28 protein-coding genes are annotated in these 23,982 nt (G+C 66.7%); 16 read left to right on the top strand and 12 right to left on the bottom strand.

Annotated features, from left to right (window positions below):
- The 8 genes from Q8M82_RS20725 to leuD form a co-directional block, all read left to right on the top strand.
- Window positions 1–254 (top strand): usg protein (locus tag Q8M82_RS20725; RefSeq protein WP_305693190.1); only part of this gene is annotated, 254 nt, incomplete at its 5' end.
- Between the two features lie 158 nt (window positions 255–412).
- Window positions 413–808 carry a 50S ribosomal protein L19 gene (gene rplS / locus Q8M82_RS20720; RefSeq protein ID WP_066724822.1) on the top strand — a complete coding sequence of 132 codons (396 nt, stop codon included), beginning with the start codon at window positions 413–415 and terminating at the stop codon, window positions 806–808.
- A gap of 162 nt (window positions 809–970) precedes the next feature.
- Window positions 971–1,147, top strand: a complete 177-nt coding sequence (locus Q8M82_RS20715) for a hypothetical protein (protein ID WP_156446650.1) — start codon at window positions 971–973, stop codon at window positions 1,145–1,147.
- Window positions 1,148–1,254: 107 nt separating this feature from the next.
- Window positions 1,255–2,673, top strand: a complete 1,419-nt coding sequence (gene leuC / locus Q8M82_RS20710) for a 3-isopropylmalate dehydratase large subunit (protein ID WP_305693189.1) — start codon at window positions 1,255–1,257, stop codon at window positions 2,671–2,673.
- A gap of 25 nt (window positions 2,674–2,698) precedes the next feature.
- Complete coding sequence (locus tag Q8M82_RS20705) at window positions 2,699–2,944, top strand: hypothetical protein (RefSeq protein WP_305693188.1); 246 nt, start codon at window positions 2,699–2,701, stop codon at window positions 2,942–2,944.
- Window positions 2,944–3,399: a metallopeptidase family protein gene (locus Q8M82_RS20700; protein WP_371126426.1), complete on the top strand. Its 456-nt coding sequence runs from the start codon at window positions 2,944–2,946 to the stop codon at window positions 3,397–3,399. The genes Q8M82_RS20705 and Q8M82_RS20700 overlap by 1 nt, the downstream gene beginning before the upstream one ends.
- A 3-nt stretch (window positions 3,400–3,402) precedes the next feature.
- Window positions 3,403–4,035, top strand: a complete 633-nt coding sequence (locus tag Q8M82_RS20695; RefSeq protein ID WP_305693187.1) for a LysE family translocator — start codon at window positions 3,403–3,405, stop codon at window positions 4,033–4,035.
- 59 nt (window positions 4,036–4,094) lie between these two features.
- Window positions 4,095–4,697, top strand: coding sequence for a 3-isopropylmalate dehydratase small subunit (gene leuD, locus Q8M82_RS20690; protein ID WP_305693186.1), 603 nt, complete (start codon window positions 4,095–4,097; stop codon window positions 4,695–4,697).
- 22 nt (window positions 4,698–4,719) lie between these two features.
- Here leuD and Q8M82_RS20685 read toward each other — a convergent pair whose 3' ends face one another.
- The 4 genes from Q8M82_RS20685 to Q8M82_RS20670 all read right to left on the bottom strand — a co-directional run bounded on the left by Q8M82_RS20685 (window position 4,720) and on the right by Q8M82_RS20670 (window position 8,869).
- Window positions 4,720–5,079, bottom strand: coding sequence for a GIY-YIG nuclease family protein (locus Q8M82_RS20685; RefSeq protein WP_305693185.1), 360 nt, complete (start codon window positions 5,077–5,079; stop codon window positions 4,720–4,722).
- A 117-nt stretch (window positions 5,080–5,196) separates the two neighbouring features.
- The gene (locus Q8M82_RS20680) at window positions 5,197–6,444 is read right to left on the bottom strand and encodes a DUF1501 domain-containing protein (RefSeq protein WP_305693184.1); all 1,248 of its coding nucleotides are present in this window, start codon (window positions 6,442–6,444) and stop codon (window positions 5,197–5,199) included.
- A gap of 5 nt (window positions 6,445–6,449) precedes the next feature.
- Window positions 6,450–7,874, bottom strand: a complete 1,425-nt coding sequence (locus Q8M82_RS20675) for a DUF1800 domain-containing protein (protein WP_305693183.1) — start codon at window positions 7,872–7,874, stop codon at window positions 6,450–6,452.
- Window positions 7,875–8,074: 200 nt separating this feature from the next.
- Window positions 8,075–8,869, bottom strand: coding sequence for a DUF4394 domain-containing protein (locus tag Q8M82_RS20670; protein ID WP_305693182.1), 795 nt, complete (start codon window positions 8,867–8,869; stop codon window positions 8,075–8,077).
- Window positions 8,870–8,890: 21 nt separating this feature from the next.
- On the opposite strand from Q8M82_RS20670, the gene Q8M82_RS20665 reads away from it, so the two are divergent.
- Together Q8M82_RS20665 and Q8M82_RS20660 are read left to right on the top strand one after the other, a co-directional pair.
- Window positions 8,891–9,622, top strand: a complete 732-nt coding sequence (locus Q8M82_RS20665; protein WP_305693181.1) for a sigma-70 family RNA polymerase sigma factor — start codon at window positions 8,891–8,893, stop codon at window positions 9,620–9,622.
- Complete coding sequence (locus Q8M82_RS20660) at window positions 9,619–10,356, top strand: anti-sigma factor (RefSeq protein WP_305693180.1); 738 nt, start codon at window positions 9,619–9,621, stop codon at window positions 10,354–10,356. Before Q8M82_RS20665 ends, Q8M82_RS20660 begins: the two co-directional genes overlap by 4 nt.
- 2 nt (window positions 10,357–10,358) lie before the next feature.
- On the opposite strand, the gene Q8M82_RS20655 is transcribed toward Q8M82_RS20660, so the two are convergent.
- The 4 genes from Q8M82_RS20655 to Q8M82_RS20640 form a co-directional block, all read right to left on the bottom strand.
- The gene (locus tag Q8M82_RS20655) at window positions 10,359–10,709 is read right to left on the bottom strand and encodes a type II toxin-antitoxin system PemK/MazF family toxin (RefSeq protein ID WP_305693179.1); all 351 of its coding nucleotides are present in this window, start codon (window positions 10,707–10,709) and stop codon (window positions 10,359–10,361) included.
- Window positions 10,699–11,055, bottom strand: coding sequence for a hypothetical protein (locus Q8M82_RS20650; protein WP_305693178.1), 357 nt, complete (start codon window positions 11,053–11,055; stop codon window positions 10,699–10,701). The genes Q8M82_RS20655 and Q8M82_RS20650 overlap by 11 nt, the downstream gene beginning before the upstream one ends.
- An 81-nt stretch (window positions 11,056–11,136) precedes the next feature.
- Window positions 11,137–12,228: an ATP-dependent DNA helicase gene (locus Q8M82_RS20645; protein WP_305693177.1), complete on the bottom strand. Its 1,092-nt coding sequence runs from the start codon at window positions 12,226–12,228 to the stop codon at window positions 11,137–11,139.
- A gap of 80 nt (window positions 12,229–12,308) precedes the next feature.
- On the bottom strand, window positions 12,309–12,449 hold the full coding sequence (locus Q8M82_RS20640) for a hypothetical protein (RefSeq protein WP_305693176.1): 141 nt from the start codon (window positions 12,447–12,449) through the stop codon (window positions 12,309–12,311).
- On the opposite strand from Q8M82_RS20640, the gene Q8M82_RS20635 reads away from it, so the two are divergent.
- Both Q8M82_RS20635 and Q8M82_RS20630 read left to right on the top strand, forming a co-directional pair.
- Complete coding sequence (locus Q8M82_RS20635; protein ID WP_305693175.1) at window positions 12,433–12,705, top strand: hypothetical protein; 273 nt, start codon at window positions 12,433–12,435, stop codon at window positions 12,703–12,705. The genes Q8M82_RS20640 and Q8M82_RS20635 overlap by 17 nt on opposite strands.
- A 145-nt stretch (window positions 12,706–12,850) precedes the next feature.
- On the top strand, window positions 12,851–13,630 hold the full coding sequence (locus Q8M82_RS20630) for a TylF/MycF/NovP-related O-methyltransferase (RefSeq protein WP_305693174.1): 780 nt from the start codon (window positions 12,851–12,853) through the stop codon (window positions 13,628–13,630).
- Between the two features lie 68 nt (window positions 13,631–13,698).
- Here Q8M82_RS20630 and Q8M82_RS20625 read toward each other — a convergent pair whose 3' ends face one another.
- Entirely contained in the window at window positions 13,699–17,295 is a 3,597-nt protein-coding gene (locus tag Q8M82_RS20625; RefSeq protein WP_305693173.1) for a hydantoinase B/oxoprolinase family protein, read from the bottom strand.
- A 213-nt stretch (window positions 17,296–17,508) separates the two neighbouring features.
- Between Q8M82_RS20625 and Q8M82_RS20620 the strand changes: the two genes are divergently transcribed.
- The 4 genes from Q8M82_RS20620 to Q8M82_RS20605 all read left to right on the top strand — a co-directional run bounded on the left by Q8M82_RS20620 (window position 17,509) and on the right by Q8M82_RS20605 (window position 21,037).
- Window positions 17,509–18,057, top strand: a complete 549-nt coding sequence (locus Q8M82_RS20620; RefSeq protein WP_305693172.1) for a TRAP transporter small permease — start codon at window positions 17,509–17,511, stop codon at window positions 18,055–18,057.
- 3 nt (window positions 18,058–18,060) lie between these two features.
- Window positions 18,061–19,365 (top strand): TRAP transporter large permease, encoded by a 1,305-nt coding sequence (locus tag Q8M82_RS20615; protein ID WP_305693171.1) that lies wholly within the window; start codon window positions 18,061–18,063, stop codon window positions 19,363–19,365.
- Between the two features lie 48 nt (window positions 19,366–19,413).
- Entirely contained in the window at window positions 19,414–20,409 is a 996-nt protein-coding gene (locus Q8M82_RS20610; RefSeq protein WP_305693170.1) for a TRAP transporter substrate-binding protein, read from the top strand.
- Window positions 20,410–20,506: 97 nt separating this feature from the next.
- On the top strand, window positions 20,507–21,037 hold the full coding sequence (locus Q8M82_RS20605; protein ID WP_305693169.1) for a winged helix DNA-binding protein: 531 nt from the start codon (window positions 20,507–20,509) through the stop codon (window positions 21,035–21,037).
- 31 nt (window positions 21,038–21,068) lie between these two features.
- On the opposite strand, the gene Q8M82_RS20600 is transcribed toward Q8M82_RS20605, so the two are convergent.
- The 3 genes from Q8M82_RS20600 to Q8M82_RS20590 all read right to left on the bottom strand — a co-directional run.
- Window positions 21,069–22,145, bottom strand: coding sequence for a sensor histidine kinase (locus Q8M82_RS20600; RefSeq protein WP_371126425.1), 1,077 nt, complete (start codon window positions 22,143–22,145; stop codon window positions 21,069–21,071).
- On the bottom strand, window positions 22,142–22,585 hold the full coding sequence (locus tag Q8M82_RS20595) for a response regulator (protein ID WP_305693168.1): 444 nt from the start codon (window positions 22,583–22,585) through the stop codon (window positions 22,142–22,144). Before Q8M82_RS20595 ends, Q8M82_RS20600 begins: the two co-directional genes overlap by 4 nt.
- Window positions 22,582–23,982: sensor histidine kinase (locus Q8M82_RS20590; protein ID WP_305693167.1), on the bottom strand; the 1,401-nt coding region annotated here is incomplete at its 5' end. The genes Q8M82_RS20590 and Q8M82_RS20595, both read right to left, overlap by 4 nt.

Genomic DNA, 23,982 nt, shown 5'->3' with positions numbered 1-23,982 from the left:
TCGCCCGCCAGATCGCGGGCTACGGACTGACCACCGCCGGCATTCTCTACCGGATGCCCGACCATCCGGCGATCCTGCAGGAATATGTCTGGCAGGACTACGACCTCGCCCCGCGCTTCCCGGAACTCAACCGCTTCCTCGAGTTCTGGCAGGCCAAGCTCGAGGGCAAGCTCTTCCGCGTCACGGTGAGCCACAAGGACCTGATCGGCCCGGCCGATCTGCGCACGGTGGGCGGCGAATTCCGGCTGCACTGAAGCCGGCCCTACCCCCGGACCGGACATCGCGAAAGGCACGGCGCTGTCGGCATCGCTCTCGACAGCGCCGCGCCTTTCGTCTATGCGCTCGGGCTCAACTGAAAACAGCGTGCCGAACGCCCGCGCAGTCAAGCGCGACAACGGCAATGGAGAGACCCGTGAACATCATCGAACAGCTCGATCAGGAGCAGATCGCCAAGCTCAGCGAAGGCCGCGAGATCCCGCACTTCCAGCCCGGCGACACCGTGCAGGTCAACGTCAAGGTCAAGGAAGGCGAGCGCAGCCGCGTCCAGGCCTATGAGGGCGTCTGCATCGCCCGCAATGGTGGCGGCCTCAACCAGAGCTTCACCGTCCGCAAGATCAGCTATGGCGAGGGCGTCGAGCGCGTCTTCCCGCTGTTCTCGCCGAACCTCGATTCGATCAAGGTCGTCCGCAAGGGCAAGGTGCGCCGCGCCAAGCTCTATTACCTGCGCGACCGCCGCGGCAAGTCGGCCCGCATCGCCGAGCGCGTCGAGGCCCGCCCCGCCAAGGGCGCCAAGGCCGACGCCAAGTAAGAGTTTCGCCTCTGGCGAAAAAGTGTCGAACGCGGTCCCTCGGGGCCGCGTTTTGCGTTAGCGGCAGGGCCCATGCGGTCCAGCGGCGCTTTGCATCCAAGTCGCGCCCGCCCCGCCACCGCCTTCGTTGCCGCCGCAGTCTGGAACTGTTAGAACCGCGCCATGACGAAGCGCCCCGCGAGCGAGCATGGCCGGCTTTGCGTGGTTCGCCGCGAGGCGAACCTGCGCCGCATGCCCACGACGCAGGGGTTCGCGGCCCTGCACGACCATGCCCGCCTGCCCTGGCGCTTCTTCGGCCGCTTCACCGCCTCGATCGCCGCAGGCCTTAGCCGCGCCTGAGACCCGCGCCGCGCGCGGGCGACAGGCGAATGCGTTCTGCGAGCCGGCTCACCGAGCCGGCCCTTTCCACGATCCCATCGATCTCACGCCACCGAGGCTCCAGCGCCATGACCGCGACGTCCGCTCCCCGCACGCTCTACGACAAGATCTTCGACGACCACATCGTCGACCGGCAGGAGGACGGCACCTGCCTGCTCTATATCGACCGCCACCTCGTCCATGAGGTGACCAGCCCGCAGGCTTTTGAGGGGCTGCGCATGACCGGCCGCAAGGTCCGCTCGCCCGAGAAGACGCTCGCCGTCGTCGACCACAACATCCCCACCACCGATCGCTCCAAGGGCATCGCGGAGGAGGAGAGCCGCATCCAGGTCGAGGCGCTCGCCAGGAACGCCAAGGATTTCGGTGTCGAGTACTTCAACGAGCGCGACATCCGCCAGGGCATCGTCCACATCGTCGGCCCCGAGCAGGGCTTCACCCTGCCCGGCACCACCATCGTCTGCGGCGACAGCCACACCTCGACGCATGGCGCCTTCGGGGCACTCGCCCATGGCATCGGCACCTCCGAGGTCGAGCATGTGCTGGCGACCCAGACGCTGATCCAGAAGAAGGCGAAGAACATGCTCGTCCAGGTGGACGGCACGGTCGCCAAGGGCGTCACCGCCAAGGACATCACGCTCGCCATCATCGGCGAGATCGGCACGGCGGGCGGCACCGGCTCGGTCATCGAATATGCCGGCGAGGCCATCCGCGCGCTCTCGATGGAAGGCCGCATGACGGTCTGCAACATGTCGATCGAGGGCGGGGCCCGTGCCGGCATGGTCGCCCCCGACGAGAAGGCCTATGCCTATCTCAAGGGCCGGCCCAAGGCGCCGCAGGGCGCCGCCTGGGACGAGGCCCTGCGCTACTGGGAGACCCTCTACACCGACGAGGGCGCGCATTTCGACCGGATCGTGAAGCTCGACGCCAACAACCTGCCGCCAATCGTCTCCTGGGGCACGAGCCCCGAGGACGTCGTCTCGGTCGCCGGCGCCGTGCCCGATCCCGCCTTGATCGAGGACGAGACCAAGCGCTCCTCCAAGCAGCGTGCGCTCGACTATATGGGCCTCACCCCCGGCACGAAGATGACCGAGATCCCGCTCGACGTGATCTGGATCGGCTCCTGCACCAATGGCCGCATCGAGGATCTGCGCGCGGTGGCCAAGATCGTCGACGGCAAGAAGATCGCGGGCTCCCTCGACTACGCCATGATCGTGCCGGGCTCGGGGCTGGTGAAGCAGCAGGCCGAGGCCGAGGGTCTGGACAAGATCTTCCTCGCCGCGGGCTTCGAATGGCGCGAGCCGGGCTGCTCAATGTGCCTGGGCATGAACCCCGACCAGCTCAAGCCGGGCCAGCGTGCCGCCTCGACCTCGAACCGCAATTTCGAGGGTCGCCAGGGCTTCAAGGGCCGCACCCATCTCGTCTCGCCGCAGATGGCGGCAGCCGCCGCGCTGGTGGGGCGGTTTGTCGATGTGAGGCAGCTGGGCTGACCGGGTGTCGCGGGGAGAAAGCGCCATGTCGAAGGACCCCCGCGAATCCGCCCGCGCCGCCGAGGCGCAAGCCGCGCTCGACCGCGTCAAGCGCGACAGCGAAAGCCTGCTCGGCTCGTCGATGGGCCGGGCGGCCGACCATTTCGGCGCGAAGGATGCCCCCGAGGGCGATAAGGTCGAGCTTTGGGGCCGGCGCATCGGGCGATCCCTGTCGCTGCTCGGCGTCGTCGTGCTCGCCTGGTGGCTCGGCCATCAGCTGAAGGTGTGGTAATGGGCAGCGTTCCCGCCATCCGCGGCGCCGCGGCCAACCCGACCGAAATCGACTGGGACGGCACCCGCGCGCCCTCGATCGAGGCCTTCGAGGTCATGGCTCAGGCCGCCTTCGACCGGCTGCCCGCCGAATTCCGCGCGCTCTGCAGCGACGTACTCTTCAACGTCACCGAGTTTCCCGAGGACGATGTCTGCAAGGAGCTCGAGGCCGAGAGCCCCTTCGACATCCTCGGCCTCTTCACCGGGATCGGCCTGCCGCAGCAGGGCTATGCCCCGCAGACCGGCCAGATGCCCAACACGATCCATCTCTACCGCCGCCCGATCCTCGACTACTGGGCCGAGCATGACGAGAGCCTGGGCCACATCGTCACCCATGTGCTCGTCCACGAGATCGGCCACCATTTCGGCTTTTCCGACGAGGATCTCGAAGCCATCGAACAGGCGGCGGATCGATAGACGATGCTCGATGAACTGATCCGCCATCTGCCCCATCTCGCGCTGGTCTATTCCGCCTTCATCGTAGCGGTCGCGAGCCCCGGCCCGAGCAACCTCGTCGTCATGGCCACCGCGATGGAACGCGGCCGGCACGCCGGCATGATCCTTGGGCTTGGCGTTACCGCCGGCTCGCTGACCTGGGGCATTCTCGCTGCCATCGGCGTCACCGGGCTGATCGTGGCGCATCCCGAAGCGCTCTACGCCGTCAAGATCGTCGGCGGGCTCTATCTGCTGTTTCTGGCCTGGCGCTCGGCGCGCTCGGCGATGCGGGTCGAGATGCCGCCGCCGAAAGCCGCCGTCTCCGGTCGCCGCGCCTTCCTGCGCGGTTATCTCATGCATCTGACCAACCCCAAGGCGATCCTGAGCTGGACAGCGATCATCGCGCTCGGCCTGCGTCCCGACACGCCGCCGGTGGTGCTCTATGCCATCATCACCGGCTGCATGCTGATCTCCCTGGCGATCAACCAGTTCTACGCAGTCCTGTTCTCGACCGACTCGATGATCGCGGGCTATCGCCGCGTCCGCCGCAAGGCCGAGGCCTGCATCGCCGCCTTCTTCGCCTTCGCCAGCTTCAAGCTGCTCACGTCGTCGCTTTGAAACCTGTTGTCGCCCGCGCCACCCTATCCTAGCTACGAAGTCCGATCGGAGTTCTCGCCATGCAGCCCTTCACCACCCTGACCTCGACGCCTGCGCCGCTGAAGGTGATCAATGTCGACACCGACATGATCATTCCCAAGCAGTATCTGAAGACGATCAAGCGCACGGGCTTGGGCACCGCGCTGTTCTCGGAGATGCGCTACAAGGAGGATGGCTCGGAGAACCCCGATTTCGTGCTGAACCAGCCGGCCTATCGCAAGTCGGAGATCCTGGTCGCCGGCGACAATTTCGGCTGCGGCTCCTCGCGTGAGCATGCCCCCTGGGCTTTGCTCGACTTCGGCATCCGCTGCGTGATCTCGACGAGCTTCGCCGACATTTTCTACAACAACTGCTTCAAGAACGGCATCCTGCCGATCGTCGTTTCGCCGGAAGACCTCGAGAAGCTGTTCGACGACGCCGATCGCGGCTCCAACGCGACGCTGACGGTCGATCTCGAGAAGCAGCAGATCACCGGCCCCGATGGCGGCACGGTGAGCTTCGACATCGACCCGTTCCGCAAGCACTGCCTTATGAACGGCCTCGACGACATCGGCCTGACCATGGAGAAGGCGCCGAAGATCGAGGCCTTCGAGGAAAAGCTGAAGCAGCGCGCCTGGGCTTGATCTAGGGTATCTATGCCGACAATCAGCAGCCCTCATCCTGAGGAGCCGCGTCAGCGGCGTCTCGAAGGACGGGGGCTGCGGGTCGATGGCCGCGCCTGGATAGCAGCACCAGTTGCTCGAAATTCTGCGCGATCAAGGCCTCCTTCTTGGCTCGCGACCAGCCCTTGATGCGTCGCTCCATCGCGATCGCGTCCGTGATGGCCTGAAAATGCTCGGCAAAGACCAGCACCACCGGCAACCGGGTCGCGGTGAATGCCTCAGGGTTCTGCCCGCTCTGGTGTTCTCCAAGACGGGCCTCGATCTTCTTGCGGGTCGAGCCCGTATAATAGGCGCCATCGGCGCAACGGAGAATGTAGACCCAGCAGCCGTCCGTCTCGCGCATGCTCTCTCCCCGTCACGGCAAGCCTTGAGGCCAATGAGGATCCAGCGCAGTCTGGAGCATCCTTCGAGACGCCGCTACGCGGCTCCTCAGGATGAGGGCTGAGGTTGCACGAGCCCCCTACCCCACCAGCCCCGCCATCGGCCCAATCCCTCCGCTGCCCGGAAACACCTTCTCCGCCAGCACCGGCCCCGAAATCCCGAACAGATCCGCGACCACCCCCTTCGCGACGCTGCGGATGTCGGTCGTCGGCTTCAGGTCGCGCTTCTCGTGGAGCTGCTCCAGCTTGAGCCCGGGCCAGTCGACGATCATCCGCCCGCCCTTGACCGCGCCGCCGACGAGGAAGGCGACGGTGCCGGTGCCGTGATCGGTACCGACCGTGCCGTTGACCCGGGCGGTGCGGCCGAACTCGGTCACCACCATCACCACCGTGTCCGTCCAGACCGGCTTCAGGCCTTGCTCGAAGGTCGCCAGCGCGCCATCGAGCCCGCCCAAGAGCTGAGCGAGACGGCCCTTGGCGCCGCCTTCATTGGCATGCGTGTCCCAGCCTTCGAAGGCGAGCGCCGCGATGCGCGGGCCGTCATCGGCGCCGACCAGCGCGGCTGCGCCCTCGGCGATGCGCTTCATGCCGTCAGTGCTGTCGGGCCCGCCACCGCCCCGCGCCTCGCCGCTCATGCCCTGGCGCCGGGCGATCTCCTCGGTCAGCTTCGCCTGGGCGAGCGCTCGGGCCAGCCCGGGATCGCGCTGCCCGTAGAGATCCTCCAGCCGCTGGATCAGATCGGAACCGGCGCGCGCCATGCGCGGCGGCGCCCAGCCCAGCACCGGCGCCTCGCCGCGCACCACCAGCGGCGGCACCACGCCGACGCCCAGCACGCCCTTGCGAGAAATGTTCTCCCCGGCCGGCAGATGGGCGAGCAACCGGTTGAGCCACCCGCTGTCGGTCTGGCCCGGACCGCCCTGCCCGCTTTCCAGCACGTCCTGCCCATCGAAATGCGAGCGCTCGCGATAGCCGGTCGCGGCCGCATGCACGACCGAGGCCTGGCCGGTGGCATAGAGCCGGGCGAGGTTCGGCATGGCGGGGTGCAGATAGAAGAAGCCGTCGAGCGGCAGCGCCGCATCGGGCCCGTCCTTCGTCAGAGCGATGCCCTCGCGCAGACCCGCGTAATCGGGGTCGCCGAGCGGCGGCACGGCGGAGAGCCCGTCCAACGCTCCGCGCAGCACCACCAGCAGGAAGCGCGGATCGCGGGCGCCCGCCGCCGCATAGGCAAATTTCGGCACGAAGGACCAGGCGAAGAGCGCCCCGGCTGCCCCCAGCACGGCGCGGCGCGACGGCGTCATCCGTTCGCAGTCGTCATCGTCATCGAGCATCGGCTTCACCTCCGCTGGAATTCGGGCGAGAGCAGCATGAGCGCCAGCGCCTGCGGCTTGCTGTCGGCACGCGCCACGGCCTGCCGCGTCTCAGGCGAGAGCAGCGGCCCGAGAATGTCCTCGGTCAGCGCGCGGGGATCGGGCACGCTCCCCGCGGCCTGCCGGCCCCAGCCGGCGGCGACGTCGATGCGCGTCTTGATTCCCTCCGGCGAGGCCCAGGCCTCGTTGCTGTCGGGATAGCCATTGGGGCCCGAGGGTTGCCAGAAGGGCTGGCCCATCGCGTTGAGCGGGCCGACGATCGGCCCGAACTCGGCCTTGCGCCCGAGCGCGCGGAACGCCGCCAGCAGCAACTCCTGCGGCGAGCGGATCTTGGCCGGCTCGGCGGCCCAGGCAGCCTCCGACTCGATCAGCGCCCGCGACACCGCGGCTAGATCGCCCTCGGTCTTCCTGAACACCGCCGACAATTCGCGCACCAGCGCCGGCGGCGGCTCGTCGGCGACGAAATGCCGGACGAGCTTGATCGCGATGAAATCGGCGGTGGCGGGATGGCGCGCGAGATCGGTCAGCGCCGCCAGGCCCTTCTCCTTGCCCGGCTGGCCATAGGGCTTGCCGAGGAGTTCCGGCGCACCCGGCTCGTGCAGCCCGGCATTGAAGGCAAAGGAGCCGGGGAAGCCCAGCACCGCCTCGCGCCCGACCACCGTCCAGCCCGTGATGATCCGCGCCAGATTGGTGACGTCGACCTGGGCGTAGCCGCCGGAGACCCCGAGCGTATGCAGCTCCAGGATCTCGCGGGCGAGGTTCTCGTTGAGCCCGCGCCCGCGGCGCTTGCCAGCCGGCGAGCCTGGACCGATCGAGAGCCGGTTGTCGAGGAATTCGAGCATGGCGGGGTGGCTCTCCGCCGCGACCAGCATGTCCTCGAAGCGGCCGAAGACATGCGGGCGGATCGCCTCGCGCTCATAGGCGCCGGCCATGATCCGCGTCATGTTGCTCTTGGTGGCACCGATACAGAAATGGTTCGACCAGAACTGGACAAGCCGCTCGCCGAAGCCGGTCTCGGCCTCCAGCGCGAGCCGGACCCGCGCCACCACCTCGTCGCGATAGGTCCGGTAGGGCAGCGCTGGCTCATTGGCAGGCTTGGGCGGAGCCATCTGGTTCTGCGCGGGCGCAGCGGCGGCGACCTGCTGCCCGGCGGCGGGCTTCGCCTCGCGCGCCGCCCGCTCGGCATCCTCGAAGGCATAGAGGGCCGCCCCGATCTCGGCCGCACCCGAATAGGGCAGCCCGGTCGGCTGCGGCACGGTGCGCCGCTCGATCTCGGCCAGCAGGCGTTCGCGCGCCGTGCCACGAATCTCCGGGGACTGGCCGAGGCCGAAGCCCAGGGCGAACCGCTGCAGCCCCACGCTCTCGCTGCGCAACACGCTCGGGCTCGCCATGCGTTGCCTCCGGTCGGGTCCCTCTGGCGACCGAGACTAGACCCTCAATCATGGCGAAAAACGGAAGGCGGGCGGGGCAATGCGAGGCTTTGTCGACGTGAATTGCGCGCAGCACGCCAAAAAGCGGCGATTTGCCCAAAAAAGAAGCCACCGCCCCGATCGGGGCGGTGGCTTCATTTGGGCGCGAAAAGCGCCCGTCGTCACATCGCTGGCAGCACCGCGACGTCGCGGACGACTCCGCTGATGCCGGCGATCTTGCCGACCATCGTGGCCTTGCCGGTGGTAAGGTCGACCTTGTGCAGCGCACCGTCGGCGACCAGCCAGCCGGTGTTGCTGCCGTCCGCCGCGGTCTGGATGTCGAAGGCGATCGCTTTGGGTGTCGCACCGAGCTTGCCGACCGCGCCGAGCACGCCGTCATTGGGCGGAGCCTGCTTCAGCAGCGCGCCGATCTTGCCGTCGATGTCGTAGAGCGCCGTCTCCTTGGTGCCCTTGACCGAGTTGGTGTAGGCACCGGCGACGACCATCGGCGTCTCGCCCTTGTGCATGTCGGTCTCGGCGAATTTCAGCTTGCCGTCGACGGTCGTCTTGCCGTCCTCGACATTGACGCGGAGGTTGCTGCCGTCGGAGCCGATCACGCGCAGCCGGTCGGCGGCGGGGTTGAAGTCGACGGTCGCCATCGCGCTGGCTGCCAGCACCGTGTCCATCTTCGACTTCATCGTCGCCTTGCCGGCGGCGTCCACCGTGTAGATCGTGCCATCCGTGGACAGCGCATAGAGCAGGCCGTCGGCCGGGCGCACATCGATACCGGCGATCTTGCCGGCGATGCCGGTGACCTTCATCGACTTGCCGGCTTTCTGCGTGGTGGTGTCGATCATGGTCAGGGTGTCGTCGCCGGTGAGCGCGGCGAGCATCGCGGCCTGGGCGGAGAGCGAGGCGGAAAGCGACGCCCCGAGAAGGGTCGAGGCGGTCAGCGCGAGGCGCAAAGTCCTGGTCATGTCATTGTCCTCCGGGTTCTGTTGCGGTACCGCTCAGCTGTCAGCCTGCGGCACTCGCAGCGGCTATCGCTGTGCAGCGCGAGCGGATGCAGGCTGAAAAATAAAGAAAAAACCTGCATCCGAGGGGGAACCGGCCGGGTAACCCCGTGTTGGGCGTCGGGCTCCGCCGATGCGCGGAGGGGCTGGAGACAGTGGGGGGACTTCGCGTTGACGCAAAAGGCGGGCGAGATCGAAGCGGCGCTGCTGGCTTGCGCCGCCGGAGATAAATCTGCGCTCCGGCGCATCTACGATGCCGAGTCGCCGCGTATGATCGGTGTCGCCCAGCGTCTGCTGAAGCGTCGCGCCCTGGCCGAAGAGGCTGTGCAGGATGCCTTCGTCCTGATCTGGCGGCATGCCGCGCGTTTCGATCCGCAGCGCGGCGCCGGCTTGACCTGGATCTACGCCATCCTGCGCAACCGCGCCCTTTCGATCCTGCGCGACGAGAAGCGGACGGAGACGAGCGAAGCCCCACTCGGCGAAGAGATGGCGAGCGAAGAGGATGATCCGGAAACCGTGATGTCGAAGCTGTCCGACGCCAAGGCGCTGCACGCCTGCCTGGAGACGCTGCCCGCGCAGCGGCGCGGCCTCGTGCTGCTCGCCTTCGTCCAGGGTCTGACCCATGGCGAGATCGCCGGCAAGCTCGGCCTGCCGATCGGCAGCGTGAAATCCTGGATCCGGCGCTCGCTGATCGCCCTGAAGGAGTGCCTCGGATGAGCCCCTCCCTTGAATCCGCTCCCGACCGCGACGCGCTCGCCGGCGAATATGTGCTGGGCCTCGTCGAAGGTGCCGATCGCGAGCGACTCGAACAACGCATCGCGCGCGAGCCGGCACTGGCGGCCAGCGTCGAGACCTGGCGCGGCCACCTCGCCGCCATCGACGCCACGGCCCGGCCGATCCCGCCCTCGCCCGGGCTCTGGGCCCGCATCGAGGCCGAGATCGCGGGTATCCTCCCCGCCGCCGAGCGCGGCCGCGCCAAGGCGCTGAAGGCCGGCGGCACGCTGGCGGACTGGTGGAACAGCCTCTTCATCTGGCGCGGCGCGGCGTTTGCCGGCGCGCTGGCGGCGATCCTGCTCGCGATCGGCCTCAACGGCGCGCTCGACCGGGCCAAGCGGCAGCCGGTGATGGTGGCCGTGCTGCTGACGGACGCCAATGTCGCGGCGGCCGTCGTCAACACCTATCCCGACGGTCGCGTCGAGATGGTGCCGCTGCAGAACATCGCCGTCCCCGCGGGCATGGCCCTGGAGATCTGGACACTCTGGGACCGCACCGTGGGCCCGCGCTCGGTCGGCCTGATCGACCGCGCCCGCACCACGCCGCTGCGGCTCGACCAGCTGCCGCTCGGGACGAACCAACTGTTCGAGATCACGATCGAACCGGCGACGGGCTCGCCGACGGGAAGGCCAACCGGGCCGATCGTGGCGAAGGGGAATACGGCGCAGGCGTTGTGAAATTAGCCGAGCAGGATGCCGGCCATCTTCGCAGTTAAGAGCCCTCGGTCAGCAGTACCGAGGGTGCCAATCTTGCGTGGGATGATGGAGAGCGACAGCGTCACCAGTTTCCATCTCACCAGGGACGCGTGTTTGAGACCCGTTGACGACAGATCGACAATGACGTGGTCGCTCTCCCAGGAACTCCCAGCGCCAGTTGTTATCATCGCCGTAATGACATGACCGTGCGCCTCATTGAAGGCGGTACTCGAAAGAATAACGACCGGTCGCGGTTTGCCATAGGCGATATCGGTGAAGGGGAATGGCGCGACAACGATGTCCCAACGATCCAACTTCAGACTGTCAGAGGTCATCATAGGCGTCCGCGTCAGCCTTGCTGGTCCACTCAGTCATGAGTTCGGACACCGCGGCGAGATAGGGGTCCGTCGGAGGCGTATCATCCAGTTCGATCTCGACCGCTTCACCGCGGCGCTCGCGATAAAGTCGGTTCCAATAATCTTTGAATGCCTCATCTGGTCTTATCCCGGGGGTGGGTCTGCCATCCCCCCCGTCGCGCATCTTCCTAAAGAGGACGGGTCTGCCATCGACACGCAGGGTTATCGCCGCATTTTGCTTGAGACCCGCAATTCTGCCGACAATGTACTCACTATCGATATGCTTCAGCCAAACCGTGTGGTCGCTGATGATCATCTGCGCCATCATGCCCTCCTGCGCGAAACTGCAGGGGGGCTATAACCCGCCCCGGATAGTTGGGCAAGGGGGGTGTATTACCCACCCCTCCTATACCACCACGGTGATCGTCTCCGCCGCCCGCGTCAGCCCCGTATAGAGCCAGCGTGCCCGGTGCTCGCGGAAGGCGAAGCTCTCGTCGAAGAGCACGATGTCGTTCCACTGCGAGCCCTGCGCCTTGTGGACGGTCAGCGCGTAGCCGAAGGTAAACTCGTCGGTGTGCTTGCGCAGCTCCCAGGGAATCTCTTCCTCCGTGCCGTCGAAGAAGTTCGGCAGCACGGAGACCTTGACCGGCTTGGCGTTGGGGTCGTCCTCCGGCGTCACCCGCATGGTGACGAGGCCCTTCTTCGAAGTCTTGAGCTCCTGCACGATCCAGGAGCCGCCATTGAGCAGACCCTTGCTCTTGTCGTTGCGCAGGCAGACGAGCTTCTCGCCCGCCACCGGCACGGTCTCGGTGCGGCCCATGATCTGCCGCATGCGGGCATTGTAGTTGCGCCGCGTCTTGTTCAGACCGACGAGGACCTGGTCGGCGCTCATCACCAGCTGCGGGTCGACCTCGCTGCGCCGGATCACGCGGCTCTTGCCGTAATCGCCGACATCGAGCCGCCCTCCCTCGCGGATCGTCATCGACATCCGCACGATCGGGTTGTCCGCCGCCTGGCGGTGAACCTCGGTCAGCATGATGTCGGGCTCGACCTCGGTGAAGAAGCCGCCGCCCTTGACCGGGGGCAGCTGCGCCGGATCGCCCAGCACCAGCACCGGCGTGCCGAAGGAGAGCAGGTCGCGGCCGAGATCCTCGTCGACCATCGAGCATTCGTCGATGATGATCAGCTTGGCCTTGGCCGCGGCGCTCTCGCGGTTGAGCACGAAGGTCGGGCTTTCCTCGTCGACGCCGCGCGAGCGGTAGATCAGCGAATGGATCGTCTGCGCGCCGACGCAGCCCTTGTTGCGCAGCACGAGCGCAGCCTTGCCGGTAAAGGCGGCGAAGGCCACATCGCCGTCGACGGCCTCGGCGATATGGCGCGCCAGCGTGGTCTTGCCCGTGCCGGCATAGCCGAACAGGCGGAAGAGCTGCGGCTCGCCGGCCTGCAGCCAGCGCGCGACCGCGCTCAGCGCGGCATCCTGTTGCGGGGACCAGCTCATGCGGCGATGCGGCAAAGGGAATTCATGCCGCAGATGGGGACGAGTCGCGCCGCAATGGCAAGTACGAAGGCACCTGCCGATCAGGCGGCCCGCAGGCGGCGGACGAAATCGAGCGCCTCTCGCTGCAGGCTTCCGATGCGTTCGTCGAGCGCCCCGGCACTCGCCGCGCCCATATCGGCCTGGGCCACGCTCTGCGCATTGGCGATGGCGATCTCCGACATCGCGCCGGCCGCCGTTCCGGTGACCTGGCTCGCGCCGCAATCAGTGGTGATGGCGCAGGCGCTGCGATATCGCGGCGTCAGGGTCGACACGCTGTTCTTCCCGCCGGAGCAAGAGCCGAAGCTCGCGCACGAATACCAGTTCGATCTCGACAGTTCCCCGGGGCGAGAGGCGCTCGAACGGCTGACGGCCTTCCTCGACCGGGTCGCGCATGAGGGGCAGGTCGGCGCCGGGATCGGCGTCGCAACCTGGGGATAGCCCAACACGGCGCCACGCAACCCATGGAACACTTATTGCATCTGGTTAGGTCGCGTTCTCGCTCAGGAACGCAACGCGCCTACCTAATATTATCTGCGAGGCCTCGCTAGCATAGAACGATAGAATACCAATAACAGGAGCTCTCATGGTGGATAATTTTTTCATCGCCAGATATTTCGACTGGGAAGCGAGGCGCTTATCTCACCTCGATCGCGCGCTTAACGTCATCGCCAGACGACTCGGGACTCGAATATATACAGCACCGATCATCGACAGGCTGATTTTGGCTCTCACAGGCTTCAAATTCTCCGCGACATGGTCCGGCTCTTCGACAAACCTCGAGCAGCGGATGAACATTTATCACCTCGCCAGCCAGGTCCTGGCTTATGAGGTCGAGGGTGATCTGGTGGAAATCGGCTGCAATGAAGGCCAGTCTTCAATCCTGATCCAGACTGTGATGAACGACTTCAAGTCGCAGAAGGCGTTCCACGTCTATGACAGTTTCTCCGGCCTGCCCGATACCCGCACCGAGGACGGAACATCCTACAAGGCCGGCGATCTGGCGGTATCGGAAGCGGTTTTCCGCAAAAACTTCACTGATCGCGGCCTGTCGCTCCCTATCATCCACAAGGGTTGGTTCTCGGACACGCTAACGACAGGGCTTCCTGACAGGATTTGCTTCGCCTATCTGGACGGCGACCTCTACGACTCGATCATGGTCAGCCTGGAGCACACGTATCCAAGGCTGTCGAAGGGCGCGATCTGCCTGATCGACGACTATTGCGACACAGCCGTCGACCCGCATGGCTGGAATCAGCTGCCCGGCGTCAAAAAAGCCTGCGACGCATTCCTGGCCGATAAGCCCGAGAAGGTCTGCTACCTCTACTCAGGCTCCTATACGCATGGCTTCTTCCGCAAGCTTTAGCGGATCGATGAAAAGGACGAGAGTGCTCGCCAAGGGAGCGAGCACTCAGACGGTAACGGCCGACCACCTTACACCTTCGGCGTGCCGTACCCCCCCGCCGTCGGCGTGATCACCGTCACCGCCTCGCCGGCGTGGAGCAGCGTCTGGTCTGAAGGTGCGAGCTCCTCGATCGCGCCCGAGAGACGCCGCACCAGCGTCTTGCCGACCTGCCCAGCTTCGCCGCCCTTGACGCCGAAGGGGCGGACCTTCCGGTGCGAGGCGAGGATCGCGCAGTCCATCGTCTTGCGGAAGCGGATCGTGCGGCTGGTGCCGTCGCCAGCGTTCCATTCGCCACGCCCGCCCGAGCCGGCGCGGATGTGGAAATCCTCCAGCACCACCGGGAAACGCGTCTCCAGGATCTCCGGGTCGGTCAGGCGCGAATTGGTCATGTGGACATGCACGCCCGACGTGCCATGGAAGCCCGGTCCCGCCGGCGAGCCCGAGCAGATCGTCTCGTAATACTGGTACTCGTCATTGCCGAAGGTGAGGTTGTTCATCGTGCCCTGCGAGGCCGACATCGCCTCCAGCGCGCCGAACAACGTGTTCGTCACGGCCTGGCTGACCTCGACATTGCCCGCCACGACCGCGGCGGGATAGCGCGGCGAGAGCATCGAGCCCTCGGGGATGACGATCTTGATCGGCCTGAGACACCCGGCGTTCATCGGGATCGCATCGTCGACCATGACCCGGAAGACATAGAGCACGGCGGCCCGCGTCACCGGCGCCGGCGCGTTGAAATTGTCGGGCCGCTGCGGCGAGGTGCCGGTGAAGTCGACGGTGGCCTCGCGCTTCTCGCGGTCGATGCTGATCCTGACCTTGATCGCGCAGCCCTGGTCCATCGGATAGGTGAATTCGGCATCGTGGAGCTTGGTCAGGAGCCGCGCGACGCTCTCGGCCGCATTGTCCTGGACATGGCCCATATAGGCCTGCACCACGTCGAGCCCGAAGGATGCGATCATCTTCTTCAGCTCGGCGACGCCCTTGGCGTTGGCGGCGATCTGCGCCTTCAGATCGTTGACGTTCTGGACGACGTTGCGGACGGGATAGCGGGCGCCGGTCAGGAGCGCGACCAGCTCGTCCTCGCAGAAGCGGCCTTGGGCGACGATCTTGAAATTGTCGATATAGACGCCTTCCTCCTCGATCACGGTCGCCAGCGGCGACATCGAGCCCGGCGCGGTGCCGCCGACATCGGCATGGTGGCCGCGGCTGGCGACCCAGAACAGGATCTGCTCTTCCGCCTCGTCGAAGACCGGCGTGCAGACCGTGATGTCGGGCAGATGCGTGCCGCCATTATACGGCGCGTTGAGGCAGTAGACGTCGCCGGGCTTGATGACCGGGTTGTTCCTGATGACGGTTTCGACCGACTTGTCCATCGAGCCGAGATGCACCGGCATGTGCGGCGCATTCGCGACCAGCGCCGCGCTCTGGTCGAACACCGCGCAGGAGAAGTCGAGCCGCTCCTTGATGTTCACCGAATAGGCGGTGTTCTGCAGCGTCACGCCCATCTGCTCGGCGATCGACATGAACAGGTTGTTGAAGATCTCGAGCATCACCGGATCGGCCTTGGTGCCGATCGCAGCGTTCTGGACGAGCGCCTTGGAACGCACCAGCACGAGATGGTCCTTGGCCGTGAGCCTGGCGCTCCAGCCCTCCTCGACCACCACCGTCTGGTTCGGCTCGATGATGATGGCCGGGCCCGAGACGCCCTGGCCGGGCTGCATCGCCTCGCGCCGGACGATTTGCGCCTCGTGCCACTGCCCCTTGGAGAAGACGCGCGTCGTCTCGGCTGCGACGGGCTCGCCCGCGGTTTCCGCCGCCGAGGCCTCCTCGAACTTGGCGCCGCCCCCGATCGCCTCGACCTCGACCGCCTCGATCACCAGTGCCTTGGCCTCGTCCATGAAGCCGAAGCGCGCCTTGTGGGCCGCCTGGAAGGCCGCCTTCATGGCGTCGGGCGTGCCGGCTGCCACCGCGATCGCGGTGTCCGTCCCGGCATAGCGGACATGGGCGCGGGTCAGGATCGCGATGTCGCCATCGGGCACGCCCTGGCCCGACACCTCGGCCCTCGTCTCAGCCGCAAGCCCCGCCGCGGCGGCCTCGACCGCCGCCTGGGCGCCGCCATCGAGGGCTACGTCGAGCGCGGCAGTCCGCGTCGCGCGGATTTCGGCCAGCCCCATGCCATAGGCCGAGAGCAGGCCGGAGAACGGGTGCAGCAGCACCGTCTTGATGCCGAGCGCATCCGCCACGAGGCAGGCATGCTGCCCGCCGGCGCCACCAAACGAGTTCAGCGCATAGCGGGTGATGTCGTAGCCGCGCTGGACCGAGATCTTCTTGATCGCCTCGGCCATGTTGGCGACCGCGATCTGGATGAAGCCGTCGGCGACCTGCTCAGGCGAGCGGCCGTCGCCGACCTGCGCGGCCAGCGCCGCGAACTTCGCCTTGACCGCCTCGACATCGAGCGGCTGGTCGCGCTTCTCGCCGAAGATCGGCGGGAAATAGTTCGGGATTAGCTTGCCGACCATGACGTTGGCGTCGGTCACCGCGAGCGGCCCGCCGCGGCGATAGGCGGCCGGCCCCGGATTGGCGCCGGCGGAATCGGGCCCGACGCGGAAGCGCGCGCCGTCATAATGCAGGATCGAGCCGCCACCGGCGGCGACCGTGTGGATCAGCATCATCGGCGCGCGCATCCGCACGCCAGCGACCTCGGTCTCGAAGGCGCGCTCGTACTCGCCGTCGAAATGAGCCACGTCGGTCGAGGTGCCGCCCATGTCGAAGCCGATGACCTTGCCGAAACCGGCCGAGCGGCCGGTTTCGGCGAGCCCCACGACGCCACCGGCCGGGCCGGACAGGATCGCATCCTTGCCCTGGAAGAGTTCGGCAGCGGTGAGCCCGCCCGAGGACATCATGAACATCAGCCGCGCGCCGGTGCGGGCGATGTCGAGTTCGTCCGAGACCTGCGCGACATAGCGGCCGAGGATCGGCGAAAGATAGGCGTCGACCACGGTGGTGTCGCCCCGGCCGACCAGCTTGATCAGCGGCGAAACCTCATGGCTGACCGAGACCTGCGGGAAGCCGATCTCGCGGGCGATCCTAGCCGCGACCTGCTCATGCGCCGGATAGCGATAGGCGTGCATGAAGGCGATCGCGACCGCGCGGAAACCGGTATCGAACTGCGCCTGCAGCGCGGTGCGGATCGCCGCCTCGTCGGGCGCCTGCTCGACCACGCCGTTGGCGAGCACGCGCTCGTCGATCTCGACCACCGCCTCGTAGAGCTGCTCGGGCTTGATGATCTCCTTGGCGAAGATGTCGGGCCGCGCCTGGTAGCCGATGCGCAGCGCGTCGCGAAAACCCCTGGTCGTGACCAGCAGCGTCCGGTCGCCCTTGCGCTCGAGCAGGGCGTTCGTCGCCACCGTCGTGCCCATGCGGACCTCGCCGACCAGCCCGGCCGGGATCGGCTCGCCTGTCTCGAGGCCGAGATGGTCGCGGATTCCCTGCACCGCCGCGTCGCGATAGGCGCCGGGATTTTCCGACAGCAACTTCCTGGCGTGAAGTTTGCCTGAGGGATCGCGGCCGATCACATCGGTGAAGGTGCCGCCCCGATCGATCCAGAAGTCCCAGCGCGACGACATCCCACATCCTCCCGTTCGGCGACCCGGCGGCATCGCTGACGTTTCATCGATAAATTGTCGATGTGTTGTTGACAAGCTGGATTCGGGCGATACGATCACGATTGTGACCGAAAAAGGGCGAGGGGCCAGCGGTCGCGAGACGGAGGATGCAATGACGGGAACTCTCCTGGCAACCGCGGACACGCGTTGCGCCCCGGGCAGAGGAGCACCGCGATGATCCGGCGTGCCCTCGACCTCCTCTATCTGGCGGCGGGCTACGTCGCCGGCTTGTTCCTGATCGTGATCTTTGCCCTGATGATGCTGCTGTCGGTCGGCCGCGACATCAACTTCAACGTCCCGTCCGGAGATGACTTCGCCGGCTGGGCCTTCGCGGCGATGGCCTTTTTCGGCCTGGCGCATACCTTCAAGAAGGGCGAGATGATCCGGGTCGGGCTGCTGATCGAGCGCCTGCACGGGCGGGCGCGGCAAGGGGCGGAACTGTTTTCGCTCACCGTGGCGGCCCTCTTCATCGGCTACTTCACCTGGCAGACCGGCAAGCTCGCCTACGATTCCTGGCAGTATTTCGACATGTCGACCGGCGTCGTCTCGGTGCCGCTCTGGATACCCCAGCTTTCCCTCGTGCTGGGGCTCGGGACGCTGCTCATCGCGATCCTCGACGAGTTCGTCATCGTGTTGCGGACGGGTCGCCCTACCTATGAGCCGGAGCCGCCGAAATCGGTCGAGGAACTGGTCGAGCGCGTCGCGCAGGGCGGAGGCGTCTGAACCATGAGCCTGCCCGTTCTCGCACTCGTTCTGCTCAGCTTCCTCATTCTCGTTCTGGCCAGCGGCGTCTGGATCGCCGTCGGGCTCGGTCTGGTCGGCCTCCTGGCGATGTGGCTCGTCACCGACGTGCCGATCGGCCAGGTGCTGGCGACCACCGTCTGGAGTTCCGCCAGCGGCTGGACGCTGGCCGCCCTGCCGCTGTTCATCTGGATGGGCGAGATCCTGTTCCGGACACGCCTCTCCGAGCAGATGTTCCAGGGGCTCTCGCCCTGGCTGCAATGGCTGCCGGGACGCCTGATCCACACCAACATCGTCGGCTGCGGTATCTTCGCCGCGGTGTCCGGTTCGTCGGCCGCGACGGTGGCGACGATCGGCAAGATCTCGCTGCCGGAGCTGAAGAAGCGCGGCTACGACGAACAGCTGAGCCTCGGCACCCTCGCCGGCTCCGGCACGCTCGGCCTGCTGATTCCGCCGTCGATCCCGATGGTCGTCTATGCCGTGACGGCGAACGTCTCGGTGCTGCAGGTCTTCCTCGGCGGCTTCCTGCCCGGCCTGCTGATCATGGCGCTCTATATGGGCTACGTGATCATCTGGTCATTGCTCAACCCCGACAAGACGCCGCCGCGCGACCCCGCGCTGCCGTTCTTCGAGAAGCTGCGGCAGTCCGCCAAGCTGATGCCCTGCCTGCTGCTGATTGCGGCGGTGTTCCTCGCCCTGATCCTGGGATTTGCGACGGCCACCGAATGCGCGGCCTGGGGCGTCTCGGGCGCGCTGTTCCTCGCCTGGTGGAGCGGGACGCTGACCTGGAAGACGCTCTTCGAGAGCATCATGAGCGCCACCCGCCTCACCTGCATGATTATGCTGATCCTGGCAGGCGCCGCCTTCTGTACGGCCGCGATGGCCTATACCGGCATTCCCATGGCGCTGGCCGAATGGGTCAAGGGCATGCAGCTCTCGACGCATATGCTCGTGCTGGCACTGACGGTGATGTACATTATCCTCGGCTGCCTGATCGATGGCATCTCGATGATCGTGCTGACGGCCGTCATCGTGCTGCCGATGGTGAAGGAGGCCGGCTTCGACCTCGTCTGGTTCGGCGTCTACCTCGTCATCCATGTCGAGATGGCGCAGATCACCCCGCCGGTCGGGTTCAACCTCTTCGTCCTGCAGAACATGAGCGGCAAGGATACCTGGACGATCGCGAAGGCGGCGCTGCCGTTCTTTCTTCTGCTCAACATCGCCGTCTTCATCATCACGACCTTCCCGCAGATCGTGCTCTATCTGCCCAAGCTCGCTTTCCCGGACTGATCCGTTTCTCCATTAGGCAACCCGCAACAAAAGAGAGGGAATGACATCATGATCGACCGCAGGATCTTCACCGCAGCCGCCTTCGCCTTCGCCTTCGGCGTCAGCGCACTCGCCTTCGCCGCGCCCGCCGCTGCGCAGACCAAGTGGAACCTCCCGGCCGCCTATCCGATCGACAACCCGCACAGCGAGAACCTCATCCAGTTCGGCAAGGACGTCGACGCCGCGACCGGCGGCAAGCTCGCCATCACCGTCCATCCCGGCGCCTCGCTGTTCAAGGCGCCCGAGATCAAGCGCGCCGTCCAGAGCGGCCAGGCCCAGATGGGCGAGGTCCTGCTCTCGATCCACGAGAACGAGGACCCGATCTTCGGCATCGACGTGGTGCCGTTCCTGGCGACGTCCTTCCCCGACGCCAAGAAGCTCTATGCGGCTTCGAAGGCCGCCGTGGAGAAGAAGCTCGACAGCCAGGGCATCAAGCTGCTGTTCATGGTCCCCTGGGCGCCGCAGGGCGTCTACACCAAGAAGGACATCAACACGATCGACGACATGAAGGGGATCAAGTGGCGCTCCTACAATGTCGGCACGGCGCGGCTGGGCGAGTTGCTCGGCATGCAGTCGGTGACCATCCAGGCCGCCGAACTGCCGCAGGCGCTGGCGACCGGCGTCGTCAACTCCTTCATGTCGTCGGGCGGCACGGGCTATGATTCCAAGGTCTGGGAATCGCTGACCCACTTCTACGACACCCAGGCCTGGATCCCGAAGAACGCCACCTTCGTCAACAAGGCCGCCTTCAACGGCCTCGACAAGGCGACGCAGGACGCCATCCTGAAGGCCGCCGCCACCGCCGAGGAGCGCGGCTGGAAGATGTGGGAGGAGAAGGCCGGCTGGTATCTCGAGCAGCTCAAGGCCAAGGGCATGAAGGTCCAGGCCCCGAGCCCGGCGCTCGCCGACGGCTTCAAGAAGGCCGGCGAGACGCTGACCGCCGACTGGCTGAAGAAGGCCGGTGCCGACGGCCAGGCGATCGTCGACGCCTACAAGAAGATGTGACGAACCATGTCATGGCCGGGCTCGACCCGGCCATCTCCCGCAGGAGTTTCCCGGGTCGGCGCCGCGGTGCCGCCCGGGATTGACGGGCGCCTTAGCCATGCCGGATTCCAAGCCCCTATCCGATGAGCTCGGCCCCATCGTCTCCTCCGGCCATCTGGCCGCGGGCGCGATGCCGGCTCTGTCGGAATTCGAGTTCGCGATGAGCATGTCCGTGCACGCCTTCCACCGCTGGATGGTGCGCGGCATGGCGGCGGCCGGACTGGCGGATCTTTCGCCGCTCGACGTGCTCGTGCTGCACAACGTCAACCACCGCGGCAAGGCCAAGCGCCTCGCCGACATCTGCCTCGTCCTCAACATCGAGGACACGCATCTGGTGAACTATGCGCTCAAGAAGCTCGAGCGCCTGAAGCTGCTGAAATCCGGCCGGAAGGGCAAGGAAAAGACCGTCACGGTGACGCCCGCCGGCGAAGACGCCTGCCGGGCTTACGCCCGGATCCGCGAGCAGCTCCTGGTCAAGTCGGTGCTCGCGACCGGGGTCGACCCGAAGCGCCTGTCCGAGATCGCCGCCGCGATGCGCTCGCTCTCGGGCCAGTACGACCAGGCCGCCCGCGCTGCTGCGAGCCTCTAGGGCGGTCCGAGCCGAAGCCGGCCGACCCTGCTCAGTCCGTCGCCTCGGCCTCGGCCGCGATCCTGACGACCGCGCGTGTGCCGCGCGGCTGCGACGCGTATTCGATCCCGGTGCCCAGGCTGCGCGCCATCGCGCCGACGATCTTGCCGCCGAGACCGGTTCCCGTCGCCCGGCCCTCTCCGGACCAGCCGATTCCGTCATCAGCCACCACGAGGATGGTCGAACCATCGCTGTCCCGCGCGAGGGACACCCTGATTTCCCCGGTTCCCTCGGGATAGGCGTATTTGATCGCGTTGGTGACGAGTTCCGTCACGATCATCCCGATCGAAACGGCCCTGTCCGTCTTCATCTGGATCGGCACCGCCTCGAAGCGGATATCGGGCGTGCGCCCGGCCGCCGACATCGAATGCCCGAGTTCCCGCACCAGCGTGTCGAGATAGGCGGCCAGATCCACCGTGCGGACGTCGTCGGAGGTGTAGAGGCTGCGATGGAGGTTGCCGATCGCGGTGATGCGGGCCTGCGTCTCGGCCAGCGCCGCCCGGGCGCCCGCGTCCTGCACCGAGGAGGCCTGCATCCGCACCAGCGAGGACACCAGCGCCAGGCTGTTGGCCACGCGGTGGTTGACCTCCGCCAGCAGGACGATGGCCCGGTCGCGCGCGGCCCTCACCTCGCGCTCGGCATCCTCCTTGGCCCGCATCAGCCGCGCCCGCTCGACCGACTGCTCCAGCGCCGCCGTCAGCAGGATCTCGAAATCCTCGCCGATCGTCTTGACGACGTAATCAACGGCGCCGGCCTTCAGCGCCTGGACCGCGATCGCGAGCTCCGAGGAGGCCGTGACATAGACGACCGGAGGCGCCGCTTCGACTGTGGCGAGCCTCGCCAGCAGGTCCAGCCCCGAACTCGTCCCGAGATCGTGGTCCAGGATCACCGCATCGATGCCGCCCGCCAGGATCCGCGCCAGCCCGGCCTCCGCATCGGCGACATGGTCGACCGCGTAGCCCTTGCGCTTGAGAATGCGCTGCACGAGCCGGCCCAGCGCCGGATCGTCATCGATGTAGAGGACGGTCAGCTGCCGAGCGGGCATCGACGGGTCGAGCGCGGTCGTCACGGGGTTTCGGGCACCTGCATGACCGAGAAGAACAGGCCGAGCTGTCGGATCGCATTGGCGAAGCCGTCATAGTTGACCGGCTTGGTGATGTAGACATTCGCGCCGAGATCATAGCAGCGCTGGATCTCGCGGCTGTCGTCGGTCGTGGTCAGCACGACCACGGGCGAGCGCTTGGTATGGGGGTTGGCCTTGACCTTCTCGAGAATGTCGACACCGCCCATGTCGGGCAGGTTGAGGTCGAGCAGGATCAGGAGCTGGCGCCCGGAACTGACCATGCCCGAGCCGTCGGCGCCGAACAGATAGGCCAGCGCCTCGGTACCGTTGGTGAAGGGGATGATCTCGTTGTTGACCCCGGCGCGCCGGATGTTCTTCTCGATCAGCCGGGCGTGGCCCTCGTCATCCTCGATCATCACGATCGATACGGGTTTGGCATGGGTCATGTCTGGTTGCTCCGCTTCACGGTTCGCAGATCGGCCGGCAGCAGGACCGTGAAGGTCGTCCCCACGCCGAAGTCCGATCGGACGGTGATGTCTCCGCCGAGGTTGCGCACGAGCGTGCGCACATGCGCAAGCCCGATCCCCTCGCCCGGTGTATTTTGTGTTCCCGAGCGCCGAAACAGCTCGAAGATCCGCTCGTGGTCGCTCGCCGCAATGCCGCGGCCATTGTCCTCGATCTCGATCGCCACCCAGCCCGGCCGGGGGCTGAGCGTGCGCGCGACGATCTGCAGGGGCCGATCCGGAGCGCGGTACTTGATCGCGTTGTCGAGCAGGTTGCCGATGATCTGGTCGAGCGAGAAGCGATCGCTGACGATGCGGTCGACCTTCGCCTCGATGGCGATCCCGCCGCCCGTCTCGCTGGCCTGGTGATGGACGGCCGCCGCGGCCGCCTCCAACAGCGTGTCGAGCATCACGCGCTCGGGCTTGAGCGCCCGGCTGCCCTCGCGCGAGATCTTGAGGATGGCGTTGATCAGCCCGTCCATCTTGCGCGTCGAGGAGCGGATGAACTCCAGCGCCTCGGGCGCCTCGGTCTTCAGCGCGGTCTCGGCCTCGGCCTTCAGCGCGGCGGCCTTGTCGTCCGGAGCGTCGAGATAGGCCTCGATCGGCTTGAGGGTCTCCTCCAATTCGCTGGTGAAGCCCATGATGTTGACCAGCGGCGCGCGCAGGTCGTGCGTGACGATGTAGGCGAAGCGCTGGATCTCCTGATTGGCCTTGACCAGCGCATCGGTGCGCTCGCGCACGCGCTCCTCGAGACCGGCGTTCAGCCCCTCCAATTCGCGCCGCGCGCCGACGATCTCGTTGGTATAGCTCAGGATCGTCCAGGCGGCGGCGGCGGCGAGCCCGAGGATGACGATGGCACCGACGATCGTGACCCAGCGCAGGCGCGAGGCGGCCGTCTCCTGGGCTGAAATGGCCTCCAGCAGGCGCGTCTCCGAGCGTTCGAGGAGGCTGGCGAAGCCGGCCCGCGCCTCGTCCATCAGCGTCTTGCCGCGCCCCTCGCCGACCATCGCCAGCGCGCGCGCGAAATCGCCGCTCTGGGCGGCCTGCACGCTTTCGCCCAGTTCGGCCAGCTTCGCGTCGATCGCGGCCCGCAGCCGCGCGACGTAGGGCAGCATGTCCGGCTCGTCCGAGACGGCCTGGTCCAGCCGCCGGAACCGCTCCTGATAGCGCGCCACCGCATTGGCATAGGGTGCCAGATAGCTCTCGTCGCGCGTCAGGAGGAAACCGCGCTGGCCGGTCTCGGCATCCTGCACCAGGGACAGCAGATCGGCCGAGGCACTGCGGACCTCGCGCGTCTCGACCACCTGCGCGAAGGAGCGCTCGGACGCGAGCGTGAGCCA

It is taken from the genome of Allobosea sp. (assembly GCF_030694325.1).
Classification (GTDB): Bacteria; Pseudomonadota; Alphaproteobacteria; order Rhizobiales; family Beijerinckiaceae; genus Allobosea.
Note: the sequence above shows the minus strand (reverse complement) of the source record. Positions and strands in the feature narration are given on the sequence as shown.

Coding starts and splice junctions, on each gene's coding strand:
- Q8M82_RS20640 (WP_305693176.1), bottom strand. CDS start 12,449: ATGTCGGAGATCGCCATCGCCAATGCGCAGAGCGTGGCCCAGGCCGAT.
- Q8M82_RS20695 (WP_305693187.1), top strand. CDS start 3,403: ATGCTCGATGAACTGATCCGCCATCTGCCCCATCTCGCGCTGGTCTAT.
- Q8M82_RS20660 (WP_305693180.1), top strand. CDS start 9,619: ATGAGCCCCTCCCTTGAATCCGCTCCCGACCGCGACGCGCTCGCCGGC.
- Q8M82_RS20650 (WP_305693178.1), bottom strand. CDS start 11,055: ATGGCGCAGATGATCATCAGCGACCACACGGTTTGGCTGAAGCATATC.
- Q8M82_RS20700 (WP_371126426.1), top strand. CDS start 2,944: ATGGGCAGCGTTCCCGCCATCCGCGGCGCCGCGGCCAACCCGACCGAA.
- leuC (WP_305693189.1), top strand. CDS start 1,255: ATGACCGCGACGTCCGCTCCCCGCACGCTCTACGACAAGATCTTCGAC.
- Q8M82_RS20675 (WP_305693183.1), bottom strand. CDS start 7,874: ATGGCGAGCCCGAGCGTGTTGCGCAGCGAGAGCGTGGGGCTGCAGCGG.
- Q8M82_RS20680 (WP_305693184.1), bottom strand. CDS start 6,444: ATGCTCGATGACGATGACGACTGCGAACGGATGACGCCGTCGCGCCGC.
- Q8M82_RS20610 (WP_305693170.1), top strand. CDS start 19,414: ATGATCGACCGCAGGATCTTCACCGCAGCCGCCTTCGCCTTCGCCTTC.
- Q8M82_RS20655 (WP_305693179.1), bottom strand. CDS start 10,709: ATGACCTCTGACAGTCTGAAGTTGGATCGTTGGGACATCGTTGTCGCG.
- Q8M82_RS20620 (WP_305693172.1), top strand. CDS start 17,509: ATGATCCGGCGTGCCCTCGACCTCCTCTATCTGGCGGCGGGCTACGTC.
- Q8M82_RS20630 (WP_305693174.1), top strand. CDS start 12,851: ATGGTGGATAATTTTTTCATCGCCAGATATTTCGACTGGGAAGCGAGG.
- Q8M82_RS20645 (WP_305693177.1), bottom strand. CDS start 12,228: ATGAGCTGGTCCCCGCAACAGGATGCCGCGCTGAGCGCGGTCGCGCGC.
- Q8M82_RS20705 (WP_305693188.1), top strand. CDS start 2,699: ATGTCGAAGGACCCCCGCGAATCCGCCCGCGCCGCCGAGGCGCAAGCC.
- Q8M82_RS20685 (WP_305693185.1), bottom strand. CDS start 5,079: ATGCGCGAGACGGACGGCTGCTGGGTCTACATTCTCCGTTGCGCCGAT.
- Q8M82_RS20715 (WP_156446650.1), top strand. CDS start 971: ATGACGAAGCGCCCCGCGAGCGAGCATGGCCGGCTTTGCGTGGTTCGC.
- leuD (WP_305693186.1), top strand. CDS start 4,095: ATGCAGCCCTTCACCACCCTGACCTCGACGCCTGCGCCGCTGAAGGTG.
- Q8M82_RS20595 (WP_305693168.1), bottom strand. CDS start 22,585: ATGACCCATGCCAAACCCGTATCGATCGTGATGATCGAGGATGACGAG.
- Q8M82_RS20625 (WP_305693173.1), bottom strand. CDS start 17,295: ATGTCGTCGCGCTGGGACTTCTGGATCGATCGGGGCGGCACCTTCACC.
- Q8M82_RS20635 (WP_305693175.1), top strand. CDS start 12,433: ATGGCGATCTCCGACATCGCGCCGGCCGCCGTTCCGGTGACCTGGCTC.
- Q8M82_RS20605 (WP_305693169.1), top strand. CDS start 20,507: ATGCCGGATTCCAAGCCCCTATCCGATGAGCTCGGCCCCATCGTCTCC.
- Q8M82_RS20670 (WP_305693182.1), bottom strand. CDS start 8,869: ATGACCAGGACTTTGCGCCTCGCGCTGACCGCCTCGACCCTTCTCGGG.
- Q8M82_RS20615 (WP_305693171.1), top strand. CDS start 18,061: ATGAGCCTGCCCGTTCTCGCACTCGTTCTGCTCAGCTTCCTCATTCTC.